The organism is Rhodococcus sp. Leaf233 (assembly GCF_001426165.1).
Lineage (GTDB): Bacteria > Actinomycetota > Actinomycetes > Mycobacteriales > Mycobacteriaceae > Rhodococcoides > Rhodococcoides fascians.
The window spans coordinates 47,685-63,392 of record NZ_LMRO01000003.1 but is presented as its reverse complement, the minus strand read 5'-3'; the positions used below and the strand labels follow the sequence as shown (position 1 = coordinate 63,392).

20 protein-coding genes are annotated in these 15,708 nt (G+C 65.2%); 7 read left to right on the top strand and 13 right to left on the bottom strand.

All coding sequences use genetic code 11. The annotated features are described in order from the left end of the window. Positions 1-63: 63 nt before the first annotated feature. Together ASH04_RS06415 and ASH04_RS06410 are read right to left on the bottom strand one after the other, a co-directional pair. Positions 64-375: a PE family protein gene (locus tag ASH04_RS06415; RefSeq protein WP_027494842.1), complete on the bottom strand. Its 312-nt coding sequence runs from the start codon at positions 373-375 to the stop codon at positions 64-66. Positions 376-463: 88 nt separating this feature from the next. Further along, positions 464-1,030, bottom strand: coding sequence for a histidine phosphatase family protein (locus tag ASH04_RS06410; RefSeq protein WP_235579947.1), 567 nt, complete (start codon positions 1,028-1,030; stop codon positions 464-466). Positions 1,031-1,279: 249 nt separating this feature from the next. On the opposite strand from ASH04_RS06410, the gene ASH04_RS06405 reads away from it, so the two are divergent. Next, positions 1,280-1,474 carry a CbtB domain-containing protein gene (locus tag ASH04_RS06405; RefSeq protein ID WP_027494840.1) on the top strand — a complete coding sequence of 65 codons (195 nt, stop codon included), beginning with the start codon at positions 1,280-1,282 and terminating at the stop codon, positions 1,472-1,474. Continuing rightward, positions 1,465-2,235, top strand: coding sequence for a CbtA family protein (locus ASH04_RS06400; RefSeq protein WP_027494839.1), 771 nt, complete (start codon positions 1,465-1,467; stop codon positions 2,233-2,235). The genes ASH04_RS06405 and ASH04_RS06400 overlap by 10 nt, the downstream gene beginning before the upstream one ends. Positions 2,236-2,366: 131 nt before the next feature. On the opposite strand, the gene ASH04_RS06395 is transcribed toward ASH04_RS06400, so the two are convergent. After that, the gene (locus tag ASH04_RS06395; protein ID WP_027494838.1) at positions 2,367-2,699 is read right to left on the bottom strand and encodes a metallopeptidase family protein; all 333 of its coding nucleotides are present in this window, start codon (positions 2,697-2,699) and stop codon (positions 2,367-2,369) included. Positions 2,700-2,712: 13 nt separating this feature from the next. Next, on the bottom strand, positions 2,713-3,795 hold the full coding sequence (locus tag ASH04_RS06390) for a septum formation family protein (protein WP_032366734.1): 1,083 nt from the start codon (positions 3,793-3,795) through the stop codon (positions 2,713-2,715). Between the two features lie 34 nt (positions 3,796-3,829). On the opposite strand from ASH04_RS06390, the gene ASH04_RS06385 reads away from it, so the two are divergent. Both ASH04_RS06385 and serS read left to right on the top strand, forming a co-directional pair. After that, positions 3,830-4,222 carry an ankyrin repeat domain-containing protein gene (locus tag ASH04_RS06385; RefSeq protein ID WP_032366735.1) on the top strand — a complete coding sequence of 131 codons (393 nt, stop codon included), beginning with the start codon at positions 3,830-3,832 and terminating at the stop codon, positions 4,220-4,222. A gap of 11 nt (positions 4,223-4,233) precedes the next feature. Further along, positions 4,234-5,487, top strand: a complete 1,254-nt coding sequence (gene serS / locus ASH04_RS06380) for a serine--tRNA ligase (protein WP_057473093.1) — start codon at positions 4,234-4,236, stop codon at positions 5,485-5,487. A 7-nt stretch (positions 5,488-5,494) separates the two neighbouring features. Here serS and ASH04_RS06375 read toward each other — a convergent pair whose 3' ends face one another. Then, complete coding sequence (locus ASH04_RS06375; RefSeq protein WP_156394493.1) at positions 5,495-6,385, bottom strand: hypothetical protein; 891 nt, start codon at positions 6,383-6,385, stop codon at positions 5,495-5,497. A 100-nt stretch (positions 6,386-6,485) separates the two neighbouring features. On the opposite strand from ASH04_RS06375, the gene ASH04_RS06370 reads away from it, so the two are divergent. Together ASH04_RS06370 and ASH04_RS06365 are read left to right on the top strand one after the other, a co-directional pair. After that, complete coding sequence (locus tag ASH04_RS06370; protein WP_032371702.1) at positions 6,486-7,226, top strand: lysophospholipid acyltransferase family protein; 741 nt, start codon at positions 6,486-6,488, stop codon at positions 7,224-7,226. Between the two features lie 9 nt (positions 7,227-7,235). Then, complete coding sequence (locus ASH04_RS06365) at positions 7,236-7,721, top strand: GNAT family N-acetyltransferase (RefSeq protein WP_057473091.1); 486 nt, start codon at positions 7,236-7,238, stop codon at positions 7,719-7,721. A gap of 25 nt (positions 7,722-7,746) precedes the next feature. On the opposite strand, the gene ASH04_RS06360 is transcribed toward ASH04_RS06365, so the two are convergent. Together ASH04_RS06360 and ASH04_RS06355 are read right to left on the bottom strand one after the other, a co-directional pair. Then, the gene (locus tag ASH04_RS06360) at positions 7,747-9,162 is read right to left on the bottom strand and encodes a sensor histidine kinase (protein ID WP_235579946.1); all 1,416 of its coding nucleotides are present in this window, start codon (positions 9,160-9,162) and stop codon (positions 7,747-7,749) included. Further along, positions 9,159-9,842: a response regulator transcription factor gene (locus ASH04_RS06355; protein ID WP_072691980.1), complete on the bottom strand. Its 684-nt coding sequence runs from the start codon at positions 9,840-9,842 to the stop codon at positions 9,159-9,161. Before ASH04_RS06355 ends, ASH04_RS06360 begins: the two co-directional genes overlap by 4 nt. Positions 9,843-9,960: 118 nt before the next feature. Here ASH04_RS06355 and ASH04_RS06350 point away from each other — a divergent pair, with 118 nt between their 5' ends. Further along, positions 9,961-10,557 carry a hypothetical protein gene (locus ASH04_RS06350; protein ID WP_057473089.1) on the top strand — a complete coding sequence of 199 codons (597 nt, stop codon included), beginning with the start codon at positions 9,961-9,963 and terminating at the stop codon, positions 10,555-10,557. Positions 10,558-10,640: 83 nt separating this feature from the next. Here the strand turns inward: ASH04_RS06350 and ASH04_RS06345 are convergent, their stop codons facing one another. The 6 genes from ASH04_RS06345 to ASH04_RS06320 form a co-directional block, all read right to left on the bottom strand. Further along, positions 10,641-11,474: an LLM class F420-dependent oxidoreductase gene (locus ASH04_RS06345; protein ID WP_057473088.1), complete on the bottom strand. Its 834-nt coding sequence runs from the start codon at positions 11,472-11,474 to the stop codon at positions 10,641-10,643. 61 nt (positions 11,475-11,535) lie between these two features. Further along, the gene (locus ASH04_RS06340) at positions 11,536-11,994 is read right to left on the bottom strand and encodes a nitroreductase family deazaflavin-dependent oxidoreductase (RefSeq protein WP_052053248.1); all 459 of its coding nucleotides are present in this window, start codon (positions 11,992-11,994) and stop codon (positions 11,536-11,538) included. Between the two features lie 393 nt (positions 11,995-12,387). Further along, positions 12,388-12,981, bottom strand: a complete 594-nt coding sequence (locus ASH04_RS06335; RefSeq protein WP_051365305.1) for a DinB family protein — start codon at positions 12,979-12,981, stop codon at positions 12,388-12,390. 5 nt (positions 12,982-12,986) lie between these two features. After that, positions 12,987-13,730 carry a CPBP family intramembrane glutamic endopeptidase gene (locus ASH04_RS06330; RefSeq protein ID WP_027494825.1) on the bottom strand — a complete coding sequence of 248 codons (744 nt, stop codon included), beginning with the start codon at positions 13,728-13,730 and terminating at the stop codon, positions 12,987-12,989. Between the two features lie 19 nt (positions 13,731-13,749). Continuing rightward, complete coding sequence (locus tag ASH04_RS06325; RefSeq protein ID WP_370878641.1) at positions 13,750-15,048, bottom strand: YhgE/Pip domain-containing protein; 1,299 nt, start codon at positions 15,046-15,048, stop codon at positions 13,750-13,752. Between the two features lie 51 nt (positions 15,049-15,099). Beyond that, the gene (locus tag ASH04_RS06320) at positions 15,100-15,693 is read right to left on the bottom strand and encodes a TetR family transcriptional regulator (RefSeq protein WP_057473087.1); all 594 of its coding nucleotides are present in this window, start codon (positions 15,691-15,693) and stop codon (positions 15,100-15,102) included. Positions 15,694-15,708: the final 15 nt, after the last annotated feature.

Genomic DNA, 15,708 nt, shown 5'->3' with positions numbered 1-15,708 from the left:
CCAGCCCCCATGATGTTCGAGCCCCCGTGTCGTTTTCGAAACCGCTGCCGGTCGATGAGTGCGTCAGATGCCGGCGAGCCCCGGCAGGCCCCCGGCGGTGTCGTCGTCGGTCGCCAGGTAGTCCGCGGCCTGCTTGCGCAGTTCCTCGGCGGCCCGGTGTAGCTCCGAAATGCCTTGTGCTGCAGCAGGGCCGAAGGTATCGGCCGCGGTGGCGAAGAAGCGATCGGTCAAGAGCGACACCTCGTCGGTGCCCGGCGGTAGCGGCCGAACAGGAAGCGCCGTCGCAGTGACGGCGGCCTGCAATCGGGCAGCGACCGCATCGAGTTCCGAGGCAGCGAGCTGCAGAGCCACCGGATCGACTTTGATGACGGTCATGAGCACGCTCCCTGCGATCGACGAACTGGGCTGTCGGTAGGTAGGACGCCGCCGTGCCCGGATCGGTTCCATCGATGCCGGAAAGAATTCAGAGAGACTTCTGCGCCACCGAATCCATCGTCCACAGCGACCCTCGGCGATGGATCGAGGTGCGCGTCAACGGTGCGACGTCGACCCGCCAGAACGAGCTGACCGGTGCCGCCAGCACCAGCACGACCGCGGCCCTGATCACCGCGGGTGCGGTCACGGCCAGCGTGCGGCCCGGCGTCGAACCGACCTCGTCGAGCCACGTCCGGACGCGAGCGAACAACGCCTCCAGAGATTCACCGCCCGGCGGTGTGAATGCCGGGTCGCCGAGCCAGGCCATCGCGTCGGCGTCGGGCAGATCGGTCATCTCGAGACCGGACCACCGGCCGTACGCGACGTCGGCCAACGCGGGTTCGACGGCGACGTCGCTGCCGAAGATGTCGGCAGTGGATCGGGACCGCAGCTCCGGGCCGCACACCACTCGGTCGGCACGCGGAAAGTCGGTCACCTCGGCGAGTGCGCGCACACCCGCCTCGTCGAGTGGCTCGTCGGCAGGAAAGCGGCCCGAGCGCATCGCATCGGTCCTTGCGTGGCTCACCAACGTCAGGCGGGTCGTAGGCGCAGTCACCGCGTCATTGTGGCATCGGACTGTGTTCTCTCGAGGACAGTGATTGACAGAGAGTCGAACGCGGTGCCACAGTGCGCAGGTAAGACGCGATGTACGCAGGTAATCCGGTGAAAATCCGGAACGGTTGCGCCACTGTGATCGACGTCGGGCAGATGTCCGAATTCGAGAGCCAGAAAACTCGTACATCGCATGGCTGTCCCTTCATCTCCGAAGGGACTACGGGACGCACAATCCCAGGAGGACACCCCCATGGCAATACTTCATGCACCCAGCAACACGACGGAATCGGCGGCCCTCGCCGTCATCGTTGCCGCGACGATACTGCTCGCATTCGTTGTGCTCTACCTCGTCGGATTCGACCAGGGCGCGATCTCGCGTAGTGGCATGTACATGCACGAACTGATGCACGACGGCCGCCACCTGCTGGGCCTGCCATGCCACTGACCGGGACGTTCGTTCAACTGCTGGTGCGAGGTCTGCTCGCCGGTCTCGTCGCGGGACTGCTCGCCGGCGGAGTTGCCTTCGTCATCGGTGAGCCGCACGTCGATTCGGCCATCTCCATCGAAGAAGCGGCAGGCGAGGCACACCACGCCGACTCCGATGCGACTGCTGCGCATTCGCACGGCGACGAGGACGCCCTCGTCAGTCGCGACGGGCAACGCGTCGGACTCTTCCTCGCCACTGGACTCGCCGGGCTCGCACTCGGCGCGATCTTCGCATCGGTACTGCACTATGCCCGACGGTTCAGCTCGCTTCCGGGCTCGATCCTCGCGCTCCTCGGAGCCGGGGCCGGATGGCTGGCAATCGAAGCGGTGCCGTTCTTCAAGTATCCGGCAAACCCACCGGCCGTCGGGGACCCGGAGACGATCACCCAGCGCACCTGGCTGTGGTTGGCGTCGGTGATTCTCGGTCTGCTGGCCGTGGGCGTCGCGATCTATGTGGCGAAGGCGGTGGCGTCGCAGTCGTCGGTGGCGGTTCGCGTCGGTGCTCCGACGGTGGCGTTCCTCGTGATCGTCGCTGTGGGCTACGCATTGCTGCCGGGTGTGAACGAAGTGGGTTCGGACTTTCCGGCAACCCTGCTGTGGGAATTCCGACTCTCGTCACTGGCCACGCAGGCAACCCTGTGGCTGGCTCTGGGACTGGGATTCGCGTTCCTGACCGACCGCGCGGTGCGGCCGGTTCGTCGAGAGGCTGTCTCGGCTTAACCCTGTTTTGCCCGCCCCCCCCAGGTTGGGATCAATGCGCCTCTGTTGCAGTCTGACCGACTGAAACCCACATTGATCCCAACCGGGGGTGGCATTACGGGGGTGGGGGTGGCGATCGGGGGCGAGCGCGATCAGCCGAATCCCAGTTGATGCAGGCGTTCGTCGTCGATGCCGAAGTGATGGCCGATTTCGTGCGCGACGGTGATGGCGATTTCGCGTCGAGCCTCGTGTTCGTCGTCGACCATGTCGAGGATCGGTTTGCGGTAGATCGTGATGACGTCGGGCAAGTGTCCGCTGTATTCGTAGCGTTCGGTCAACGCGATTCCCTCGTACAACCCGAGGATGTCCTCGGTGGGGTGCTCCTCCTCGACGAGGACGACCACGTTGTTCATGAAGTCGGTGAGTTCTCGCGGCAGTGTGTCGAGAGCGTCGGACACCGCTTCCTCGAAGTCGACGCGGGTCATATGGGTGGGGATGTCAGCCTCCGGTGGTGATCGGAGCAGCACCGGGCAGCGGAGTCGGGAGGGCGCGGCCGTCGGGGGCTGCGGGCGGCGGCACGGGTGCGGCACCGTTGATGAGGATGTCGCCCTTCGCGCTGCCGACGATGGTCGCGAATCCACCGGAGTCGAGTTCCTTGCCCACCGAGCAGGTCACCTGACGGCTACCGGCGAGCCAGCTCGAGACGTCGATGGTGTCCCAGAACAACGTCAGGGTCTTGTCTCGCAGCGCGTTCTCCGAGCCGAGGTATCCGTTGACGGCGTCGGTGCAGGTCTTCTCCAGGTACGCGTCCTGGTCGCCTTCCGACGGGTGCCCGCCGGGGAACTGCTGCGTGAGGTTGATCACCGAGGCCACCTCGAACGCGTGGGGAGTCGAGCATTCCACCGGGTCGGCAGGCACGTTCTGGTTGATTCCGATGCACGTGCCCGTCGGCCACACCTTGGACTGGTCCTGGTCGAGGATCGAGCCGGTCATCTCGAGCAGCGCACCGGTGTTCGACGGCATCTGCACACCGCACCGCAGCGTGCGCTCGCCCTTGGCCCATCCGGCCTGGCTGGGGAACATCAGGCCGACGCCGTAGCGGCCGTTCGGGTCGAACTTGGCACCGACGTAGCCGTCGACGGCGGCGGTGCAGTGCTCGTCGCGCAGTTCACCGAAGCGCAGCGCTCCCGGGTACGGCGCGCCGGGGCCGAATTCGATACCGGGGTAGACGCTCATGTCGATGTCGCGGGCTACCTCGAAGCGGTGGGCGTCGGCGCACGGCACTTCGCTGAGGTCCTGACGATCGGTTTCGGGATCGTCGGTGGGCGTCCACTGCAGGCATACGCCCGGGTCGGCGGCACCGAAGGACTTCGCGGACACCGGACCTGCGGTGGCGGGGCCGCTGGCCGTCGAATGCGTGGTGATCTTCTCGGGAGTCGAGAATCCGCCGGACAGGAACACTGTTGCCCCCGCGGCCAGGACTGCACCGACGGCCACCATGGCGAGGCCGCGTCGAGCAGTGGTGGCCGAGAGAGTTCTCCGACTCTCGCTCGTCGTGGGGTCTGGTTCTGTAGCGGACATCGCCCTCCATCATGCCCGAGTATGTTCGGTCGACATGAGCGACCCAACGGGTGACGACGACCTCAGTGAGCTGGCCGGTCGACTGTTCGCAATGGCACGTACCGGTGACGCCGTCGGTCTGGCGAGTTACGTCGACGCCGGAGTTCCGGTGAATCTGCACAACGAGTCGGGGGACACCCTGCTCATGTTGGCCGCCTATCACGGTCACGCCGATGCGGTACGGGTGCTGGTCGAACGCGGTGCCGATGTGAACAAGGCCAACGACAAGGGTCAGAGCCCACTCGCGGGCGCTGTGTTCAAAGGCGAGGACGAGGTGGTGCGGCTGCTCGTCGACGGCGGAGCCGACCCACACGGCGGCCACCCGTCGGCGATCGACGCAGCCACGATGTTCGGACGCGAGGACTACCTGGGCTTGCTCGGCAAGTAAGGTTTGCTCTCGTGATCGACCTGAAATTGCTTCGCGAGAACCCCGACGCAGTGCGCGCCTCGCAGCGCACCCGAGGCGAGGACCCCGCTCTCGTCGACGCTCTTCTGGACGCCGACGCCTCCCGCCGCGCCGCTGTGTTGGCCGGGGATCAGTTGCGTGCCGAGCAGAAGGCGCTGGGCAAGAAGGTCGGCAAGGCTTCGGCCGAGGACCGTCCCGCGCTGCTGGCCGGGGCATCGGAACTGGCCGCGAAGGTCAAGGCGGCACAGGCAGCCGAGGCCGAGGCCGACGCAGCTCTCGACACGGCTCACCGGGCGATCTCCAACATCGTCGAGGAGGGAACGCCCGCGGGCGGCGAGGACGACTTCGTGCTGCTCGAGACCGTCGGCGACGTCCCTGAGTTCGACTTCGAGCCCAAGGATCACCTGGAACTCGGCGAGTCGCTGAACCTGATCGACATGGAACGCGGAGCCAAGGTGTCGGGCTCACGCTTCTACTTCATGACCGGCTACGGCGCGTTGCTGCAGCAGGGGCTGCTTCAGCTCGCCGCGCAGAAGGCCGTCAAGAACGGGTTCACCATGATGATCCCGCCGGTTCTCGTGCGGCCGGAGATCATGTCGGGAACCGGCTTCCTCGGAGCACACGCAGACGAGATCTACCGCCTCGAAGCCGACGACCTGTATCTCGTCGGAACCTCCGAAGTTGCTCTCGCGGGCTACCACTCGGGCGAGATCATCGACCTCGCCGACGGCCCCAAGCGCTACGCCGGTTGGTCGTCGTGCTTCCGTCGTGAAGCGGGCAGCTACGGCAAGGACACGCGCGGCATCATCCGCGTCCATCAGTTCGACAAGATCGAGATGTTCTCGTATATCAAGCCCGAGGACGCGGAGGCCGAGCACCGGAAGCTGCTGCAGTACGAGAAGGAAATGCTCGCCGCAGTCGAATTGCCCTACCGCGTCATCGACACCGCAGGCGGAGACCTCGGGTCCTCGGCCGCGCGCAAGTTCGACTGCGAAGCATGGGTCCCCACGCAGAAGGCATACCGCGAGCTCACCTCGACCTCGAACTGCACGACCTTCCAGGCCCGACGCCTCGGCGTGCGATACCGCGACGAGAACGGCAAGCCGCAGACCGCCGCCACCCTGAACGGCACCCTCGCCACCACGCGGTGGATCGTGGCGATCCTCGAAAACCACCAGCAGGCCGACGGCACCGTCCGGGTTCCGGAAGCCCTCGTGCCCTTCGTCGGGACCGATGTCCTGAAGTAGTTCAGGATCAGGCGATGTCGCCGATGCAGTAGCCCTCGCCGCCGATCGCCAGCAGGAACGTGCGGTTCTGGTACACCCCCGAGGCGTCGATGATGTCTGCATTGACCTGCGTGTAGACGCCGTTCTGAGCCGTCACGAACACGCTGTCGGGATCGAACGAAGTGATGCTCGGCAGAATTGCCGGGTTCTCGGCCAGAGGTGGGGCAGTAGGAGACCCGGTGCCGTTCGGATCCCACGTGCCGCGGCTGTCGCACACCAGCGGGTAGCTCTCCTCGACGTCGCCCCGATTGACGGGGATACCGGCGATGCGTCCCAGATAGCGATCGACGGTGTACACCGCGTCCGTCGCGTCGAACACCGGCGTCGTGCCGGTGGGATAGACGGTCGGGCAGGCGTAGCCCGACGCGATCTCGCTGCGTTTGATGGCGACCGTTGCCATGGGTCCGGTCCACGTCACCGCGTACTGACCGTCGACCGCGGGAGCCGCCACCGCAGCGAGGATGGCGCCGGTGTCGAAGTACATCGTCGGAATGTCGGTCGGCGGCACAGTCCAGCACCTCGCGGTGACGACACCTATTCCGCCGCCGGTGAGATCGTTGACGAACGGCCGTAGCGCCGCGGCGGCCGCAGGATTTCCGGGGGCTTCGCCGACGGGCGGACCTGGTGGGATGGGCGGCGGTGCCGGGGTGGTGGTGATCGTCGGCTCAGGGGTGCTCGACCCGGCGGAATTCGCGGACTCGGCGGTGGACTCGGCACTGCCGCTGGACGGGGCTGCGGCCTGATCGGATGGGATCCCGACCGCGGAATCGCAGGCACCGACCAGCGCAATCAATGCGATCAGCGGCAGCGTGGTTCGGCAGACTCGGCTGCGCCGCGGTGAAGCCGCTCTGTTCTTCACGTGAATTCTCTCCCCCGTAGCTTCTCGAACTGCGCACGACCCGACCGCGCTCCTGGCCGGACCTTTCTCCGACCCCGTCCACCGACTACGCTAACCGACTGTGGAACCCGTCTACCGATCAGTCATCGGCATCGCTCGCACAGTGTTCGCGTTCGAGGGCCTGAAGTTCGAGGTCGAGGGCGAGGACCACATCCCTGCTACCGGTGGAGCGGTCATCGCCGTCAACCACACCGGATACATGGACTTCACCTACGCCGGGTTGCCGCCGCGGCGAGTGAAGCGCTACATCCGCTTCATGGCCAAGAAGGAAGTCTTCGACAACAAGATCTCCGGCCCCATCATGCGCGCACTCAAGCACATCCCCGTCGACCGCGGTGCCGGTGCGCAGTCGTACAAGGCGGCCGTCGACAGTCTGCGTAAGGGCGAACTCGTCGGCGTGTATCCCGAAGCCACCATCAGCCGGAGCTTCGAGATCAAGGAATTCAAGTCCGGTGCAGCGCGGATGGCCATCGAGGCCGGCGTCCCCATCATCCCGACGGTCATCTGGGGTGCGCAGCGAGTGTGGACCAAGGGCTACCCGAAGCGATTGGGCCGCACCAACACTCCGATCTCCATTGCCGTCGGTGAACCGATTGCGCCGGTCGGGCCGCCGAACGAACTGACCGACAAGCTGCGGTCGGTCATGCAGAAGATGCTGCTCGAGCTTCAGGAGGGCTACCACCACGAGCCCGGCGCGTACTGGGTTCCGGCCCGACTCGGTGGCAGTGCCCCGACCCTGGAGGAAGCCGACAAGCTCGACGCCCAGGATCTGGCGGCACGCGCAGCCAAGCGCGTCGAGTAGTCGGCGGGCATGAACCTCCGCGGTGAACGGGTTGTGTTGCGGCCGATCACCGCCGAGGACGTGCCGGAGCTACGCCGAATACTGCACACCCCCGAGGTGCATGCGCGGTGGGGTGACGAGGACGCCGACGAGATCTGGCCGTTCGACAACCCTGAAGAGACTCGCCTGGTTGTCGAATTGGGCTCCGCAACAGTGGGTTTGATTCAATACGGCGAAGAGACCGACCCGATGTACCGGCACGCGTCGATCGACATCTTCCTCGATCCGGCGGTGCACGGTCGCGGCATCGGGAAGGACGCGGTAGGCACGCTGGTGCGGTACCTCACCGTCGATCTCGGTCATCACCGCCTGGTGATCGATCCGGCCGCCGACAACGCGGTAGCGATAGCCTGTTACAGCGCAGTCGGTTTCGAGCCTGTCGGGATCATGCGCAAGTACGAGAAGGGACCGGACGGCTGGCACGACAGTCTGCTGATGGACCTGATCGTCGAATAGCTGACATGTTCGGGGTTTCAGGTGTTCACGCGTTCAGGGGGAGAGTCAGCCGGAATCGCGCGCCCGAAGGCCCTGCGAGGCAGACGAGTTCGCCGCCGTGGGCGCGCGCCAATGTCCGAGCGATCGACAGCCCCAGTCCGACGCCACCGGATGCGCGGTCACGGGCGGAGTTCAGCCTGACGAGTCGTTCGAAGATGCGCTCACGGTCTGCCTCTGCGACACCTGGTCCTTCGTCGTCCACGGTGATGAATGCGTGGGTGTCCCGGCCGACCGCTACCCGAATCGTGCCGCCGGACGGGGTGAAACGACCGGCATTGTCGAGCACGTTGGACAGGATCTGTTCGATGCGTCCGACGTCGAGGTGAACCGTAATCGGTTGCGCGGCATCGACATCGAACCGAATCTCCGGCATGAGTAGAGCTGCTCGCTCCACTGTGCGCCGGGTGATCTCGACGAGATCGATATCGGTTGCATCGAGATCCGACGTGCTCTCCGCACGAACGGAATCGAGCATGTCGCCCACCAATCGTGACGCCCTGCTCGATTCCCCGACCAGCAGCTCGCTCCAGCGCGCGACTCGATCGGGACGATGCTCGGCGTCGCGCTGCAACGACTGCGCCAACGCCGAGATCCCGGCGACGGGAGTGCGCAGCTCGTGTGCGGCGTCGGCCAGAAAGCGCCGCATGTCCTCCTCGGCGAGGCGGGCTGTGCGCGCCGCTGCTGCCTCGCGGCGCTCGGCGTCCTCGAGGGCGTCGAGCATCTCGTCCACGGCCGAGGCGGTACGGCCGAGGTCGGTGTTCGGTTTGGTGGGAAGTAGCCGTCTGCCCCTGTCGCCATTGGTTATTCGGCGCGCGACCGATGTCATCGAGTCCAGCGGGGACAGCGCTCGCCGCACGGCAAAGGTGAGTGCAGCGGCGGCCAGTAGCAGCGTCACAGCACCCGCTACCAGCATGAGGATGCGCAGTTGTCGCCGAACATCGGCGATGGCGGTGGTATCGCCGAGGAGAGACAGCGTCGAACCGTCGGGCAACGGTTCGGTGATCTCGAACGAATCGGACGGGGGCGCAGGAGGATCGGGCGGACCAGGGGGACTCGGAGTTCGCGACTGGCCCGCAGGCGGAGCCGGGGTGGCAGGCCGGATGTCCGGGCCAGGCGGTCCGCTGCCGGGAGCCCCGTACACCGTGCCGTCCGCAGCCGTGACCCGAACTCGGATGGCGTCGCCCTGCAGGGCCTGCACCAGATCCCCGGGCCCGACGCCGCTCTCCACGAGCTCGACAGCCCGAGTTGCCCGGTCCGACAACCGTGCCTCAAGATCACGCCGAAGCTGTTGACCCAGAACGACATCCACCGACGATCCGACAATCACCAGCAGTGCCGCGAACAACACGACGACGGTGGCGACCACCCGCATCCGAAGCGACGGGGTCGGCGTCCGCTTCACTGCGGAGCCCGCAATGCATAACCCAAGCCGCGGACGGTATGGATCAACCGCGGCCCATGCGCTTCCATCTTGCGACGCAACGCACTGATGTGAACTTCCACCAGGTTACCGTCGTACGCGCCGTAGCCCCAGACCGATTCCAGGATAGAGGTTTTGGAGACGGTACGTCCGCGTTGTGCGACGAGGAACGTGGCCAAACGGAGCTCCGTCGCCGTCAGATCGAGAACCTGACCTGCCCGAGTGACCACTCCGGCGGGCTCGTCGACCAGTAGATCACCGACCTGGACCGCGTCGGAAGAACGACCACGACGCCGCAGCACGGATTTGGCGCGGGCGACCACCTCGTCGAGTTGGAAGGGCTTGACCACGTAGTCGTCAGCGCCGTCGCCCAGGCCCCGCAATCGGTCGGCCAGCTGATCTTTCGCGGTGACCATGATGATGCCCGCGTCGCTGCTCTGCCTGACGACGTCGATGAGATCGAACCCGTCCCGTGCACCGGGCAGCATGACGTCGAGGATCACGACATCGGGACGGAAGCCTGCCATCGTGGTCTCGAAGTCGTCGCCGTCGGGTAGGGACACGGCGGTGAAACCCGCGTCCTCGAACGCCGCTACGAGCGCTTCCCTGATGGGTAGCGAATCCTCCACCACCATCACCCGGGGAGCGGAACTGTATGTCATGCCTCGATTGTCACCCACCAGCTGAAGTGATCCTGAAGATGCGCTCGGCTTCAGGGTGACTTCAGCTAGCGGCGGCAGTGTCGGAGACAGACCGAAACAGTCCGAACAAGGAGTCAACGTGAACGATCAGACCCAACCGATTCCCGCCGCATCGAACCCCGAGCCCGGCACCGCTCGGGAGAACAAGCCCAAGCGGTGGAAGGGACGGGTGCCGCTGGCCGCGACCGCAGCAGCGGGACTTGCCATCGGAGCCCTGGTGACGGCGGCGGTGTTCGCAGCCACCGGACCCGCCGCCTCGCCTGGCGTGTCGACCTTGGCGTCGTCTTCTGCCCTCGGACAGCGAACCGACGGTGGTGGCGGTGTGGATGCATCGGAGGTGCCTGCGGCTCCTGCGGCACCCGATTCCGGTGACGGATCGACGGTTCCCGCAGTTCCGACCCCACCGGGTGATGGCGCAACACCACCGGCACCGGATAACGGCGCAACTCCGCCTGCCCCGCCCGCGGGTGGTCCGGGCAAGGGCGGACCGGCCGATGGTGGTCCGGGTAAGGGTGGGCCGGGCGCAGGTGGCCCGGGAGCGGTGTGCGCACCAGAAGACGGAGCGACGCCGCCCGCGCCGCCGGCACCGGCCGATGGCACAACTCCGCCCGCGCCGCCGGCACCCGCTGATGGTGCGACGCCTCCCGTACCGCCGGCAGCGCCGTCCGGTTCCTGAACGCAAGCTAGGTCGGTCCCCGCACCGGATCGGTGCGGGGACCGGTGTGGGTGGACGCGCGACTTCCGAACGCGCCCAGGGTTTTATCTCCCGCGGTACGCGGACGCCAGCGCGGCGTACTCGTCGAGGATTTTCAACGATTCGTCGTGCGGCGCGGTGGGCAGCATGAGCGCAAGCTGCCCGAATCCCAACTCTTCGCAGGCGTGCCAGTACTCGGGATCCGCGGGGGTGCCGAACTGTAGCAACGGAACGTCGTGCCCGAGTCCTTCGCGCATCGCATCGATGCGCGCGGACATGACATCGACGGGCTGTGGGTTGGCTATCCACCCGGCGTCGTGCCGGATGACGCGCTTCACCGTCGCATCGGAGGCACCGCCGATGAATATCGGGGGGTGCGGTGTCTGCACCGGCTTGGGACGGAGGTAGGAGGGTTCGATATCGACGTGCTTGCCGTGATACTCGGCCGGCTGGTTCGTCCACAGGGCTTTGATTGCTTCGATCTGCTCGTCCAACAGTGCACCCCGTGTCTTCGGGTCGGTGCCGTGGTTGCGGATCTCCTCGAGGAGCCAACCCGCTCCCACGCCGAATACGAACCGGCCCCGTGAGATCAGGTCGATACTGGCGGATTCTTTTGCAGTGGTGATGGGATCACGCTGAATGAGCAAGGTGATACCGGTGACCAGCTCGATCTTCGATGTCACCGCTGCGGCCGCTGCCAGAGTGACGAAGGGGTCGAGCGTCCGATAGTAGAAGTCGGGCATCTCTTCGCCGGTGGGAAACGCCGTCTCCCTACTGGCTGGGATGTGAGTGTGCTCGGCAACAACCAGCGAGTCGAATCCACGCTCCTCGATGGCGCGAGCCAGCGACACCGGGTCGATCCCGTCGTCGGTGACGAAGGTGGAGATTCCGATTTTCAAGGCTGTTCCTAACGTCGGGTGTCGCCCGTGCACGGGGCGTGAAGTGGGATCACAGCCGGGGTCACTCCAGGATGAAGACGGGGAGTTGCCGGTCTGTCTGGGACTGGAATTCGGCGTACTGAGCGAAGGACTCGACGGCTAGCGTCCACCATTTCTCGCGCTCGGCCCCGTCGAGCTCGCGGGCCTGGAGGGTGAGAACCTTCGTCCCGTCTTGCACCGTGACGGTGGGGTTTGCCTTGATGTTGTAGTACCACGACGGGTTCGTGGCACCGGCACCGTTGGAACCGACCATGGCGTACTTGCCGTCGGCTTCGACGCGCATCAAGGGCACGTACCGCTTCTTGCCGGACTTCGCCCCGGTGATCGTGAACAGCACGACAGGCAGACCCTGATACTCGGCCCCCTCGGTGGTGCCCTGCTCGAGAATCTGCTCGGTCAGCTCGCGGACCCAGGACTTGGGGCTCAGCTCGGTTTCGGTGGCGGTCTCGTTGTTAAGCACGTGGGCGCCAACAATCGCCATGGCCGGAAATTCCTGACACGTCTCGCTCACCGAAACTTTGCCCCTCTCCTGGTAATTCCACCCCCTTCCACACCGGGGATCGTGGCATCGATGCGTGGGCAACGCGTGGTTGGCCGCGGGCGCAGATTATTGCCGAAGACATTTTGGGGTACATCCGTGTCGGACGTGCATCCGATGCGCGATCGGGCAGGCTGGGGTCTTCGCTTCGATAGCAGGGGCGACACCGGTATCGAAGCTGCGCTCCGGGAAGGCCGTGAGAATCGAGAAAAAGAACGGTAGACGGACAGTGATCACTGCCCGGGATTTCCGCGCAGGCTGTCGTCGCGCTGAATCGGGTCATCGATCGCGGTTGGACAGGTACACCGCGAAAATAGCCGTCGAGCCGAAAATGGCTCAGTCGGCGGGACGGGCTTGATCAGCCTCTAGAGCAACGGTTTCCAACTCGGATCGGTACTCTGCCCACCATGCTGCGTCGCCGTCGGCCATGTTCTCGTTGCCGAGGCGCAGTCCGACGGAGTTGTCGATCAATTCGCGCAGTATGTCTGCGTGTCCGGCATGTCGATTCGTTTCGATGCACAGATGCACCAGTACGCGATGCAACGTCACTTCTTGTTTGTCCGCAGGCCAGTGCAGGACGCGTCCCGCTGCATCCAGGTCGAGTGAATCGATGGTCTTGTCGGCATACGTCCACGCCTCGCGGTACAGGGCGACAATGGATTCCGACGATTCTTCGGCGGTGGCCCACATGTCGGAATTCAGCCGGGCCATGCCCTCTGCTTCCAATTCCGCGAAACGAGCTGGAAACTCACGACCGAACGTGAGGCCGAAGTAGCCGTATTCGACGATGGCGAGGTGTTTGACCAACCCCAAGAGGTTGGTTCCCGTCGGCGTCATCGGTCGTCGCTTCTGGTATTCGGTGAGGCCGTCGAGCTTCCACAGCATGTTCTGGCGAGCGATCCGAAGGTATTGGTGCAGCTCGTCTTTCATGTCGCTCAGCTCGTCGATGCGTGCCACACGAGGGCTGCGGCCAGTGCGCCGAGTCCGTTCAACGACCAGTGCAGGGCGATGGGTGCGATGAGACTCCCGCTTCGACTGCGCAGCCAGGTGAAGACGACCCCGGCTGCTGCGGTCGCGACGACTGCGAGCGCGATCCCGACGATTTGCCCGAACAGCCCGCCGCCGAGAAATCCGCTGAGTCCCACGTTCCCGGCGGTCAGTCCGAGCGAGGACGCGATGTGCCACAGACCGAACAGTAGGGATCCCGCCGCGAAGACTCCGCGGGCACCGTAGATGCGGCCCAACGTGCCGTGCAGCACCCCACGGAACGCAAGTTCTTCCGGGATGACCGTCTGCAGCGGAATGACGATCATCGAGGCGACCAGCGCCGCAGAGATGGTGGCATAGCGATCGGCCATGAAGAAGGGCCGCGTCATCGGTAGCAATGCACCGATGGCGATGACCGTCAGGACGATGCCGACGGCACCGAGTGCGTAGAGCGAACCCGTCTTCCACTGCTTGGGTGACAGTCCCAGCTCGGCCCATCCGAGTCCGCGACGGTTCGACAGGATCACCAGGAGAACGGCGGCGATCGGAACCGTCGCGATACTCGCCCACACCGTGGTGAAGTGTGCGATGAGGTTGGTGCCCACGAGGACGAGAACGACGATGGCGACGTCGAGATAGGCGCGGACGGCCCGTCGGGGTGCCACGCTCCCGGCTGGATTGACGGCAAGCATTGGATCGAGTGTACCGGCGTCAGCTGATGACACCCGGAGAATCGAGGCCTCTGTCGAGGCCCTTACGGTCGTAGAGAAGGGTGAACACCAGGCCGAACACGAGCCCGATGAGCAGCCCGAGGGACGTCATACCCACCGAATGCAGCAGGCCGGCGTCGGGCGAGGCGTTGAAGTACAGGATCGATCGGGTGCCGAGGAAAATCTGATGCATCGGCTCGAACTGGGCCAGCCACGTGAAAATCGGCGGGCTCGCCTCGAGAGGAATCGTGCCACCCGAGGACGGCAGGGCCAGGATGATGAAGACGACCAAGTTGACCAGCAACCCTGCTGTGCCGAATGCGGACATCACCGCCAGCGCCGTGAATCCGACGGCGGTGATCGCGAACGCGCCGTACATCCACAGGGTCCACGCATGGGTGATGGGCATGCTCAGCAAGTGGCTGATCAGTAGGTACAGGGCGGATACGAGCATGGCCAGAACGAACATCACCAGCCACTTGACCAACAGCGTCTGGAACCGGCTGATCCGGGTGGGTCCGCGGTGGATGTACTTCGGGCCGATTTCGGTTGGAGTGAACCCCAACAAGCCGTCGACGAGGGTGCTGACGATGGTCGCACCGGTGAATCCCGCCAGGACGAGCAGTAGCGCGTAGTAGAACGCAGACAGGCCACCGCCGGTACCGTCGGGCAGTGGATCGTGCTGGGCAACAATCACATTGATCGGCTGCGCCAACGTCAGAGCGCTCGCGCCCGCCAGGGGAGTGTCGCCGAGCTGCTGGCGAACCTGATCGGTGATCTGTTGGCCCACGGTCTGATTCACCGATTCGAATGCAGGAGTGGCAACTCCGGTCACGAGCGACATTCCGAAGCTACCCGCCCGCGGATTGGTGTAGACGGTGATGATCGGCTTCTCGATATCACCGGGAACGATGCTGCCCTCGGCCAGGATTCCCATTCTCTTGGTGAAATCACTGGGGATGACGATGGAGCCGTAGACCTCGGCCGTGGACAGCAACGATTCGGCCTGCGCCGGGCCTACCTCGCGGAAAGCGACCTTCTCGGAATCGACGTTCTGAATCAATCCGTCGACGATGTCGTTGCCGATATTGCGTTGCTCACCCGCGAGGGTGTCGCCCTCGTCCTGGTTGACGATCGCAATGGGCAGATCGTGCAAGTTGCCCCGTGGATCGAGAACACCGCCCAGATACAGGGCCGCGAGAAACGACATGAGGGTCGAGACGACAAGGATCGGAGCGAGCCAGAAGCGCGGCGAACGAAGGACGTCGGCCATCGACCGAGGGGTTCTGTCGGGTGTCACCGGATCAGTGTCGCAAGTTCGGCTCCCATGTGCGCGGTAGTTCGACCCCTGCTAGGAAGTCCCGCCCTTCTGGACAGGTCGGCAGAATGCACGCCGGACGGTGGCGGCGAGGGCGGCCCGGCGTCGGTCGTGGTCCGTCTCGGGCTCACTACGGTCGGCGGTGTGAATGATCGCCGCCTGAGCCCACGTGCCGGCCAACGCGATCAGCATCGACCAGATATCCGCGGGGTCTACGTCGTCCACGAGCAGCCCGGCGCGTTGAGCCTCGGCGATCATGACGAATTTCTCATCGTCGTGTCCGGGTCTGCGGTCGAACAGCGGCCCGGTCGGGGTTCGCTCCAGCCGGGCCCACGTCAGCAGACGTACCAGCGTGGGGTCGCCGAGGTACATGTCGTAGAGCTTCATCGCGTACCCGGGCAGGTCGCCGGGAGTGAAGGCGATGTTCTCGACATCGGTGTCGACTCGCGTGTCGAAGGCGGTGTCGAACAAGGTGTCCTTGTTGCCGAAGTAGCTGTAGATCAACGATTTGTTCGATGCGGCCGTCGCCGCGATTCGGTCCACTCGTGCTCCGGCGATGCCGTGCGTCGCGAACTCCTCGGTGGCGGCGGCCAGCAGCCGAGCTCGGGTAGCCGTCGAATTGCCCATGCGAGAACCATACAT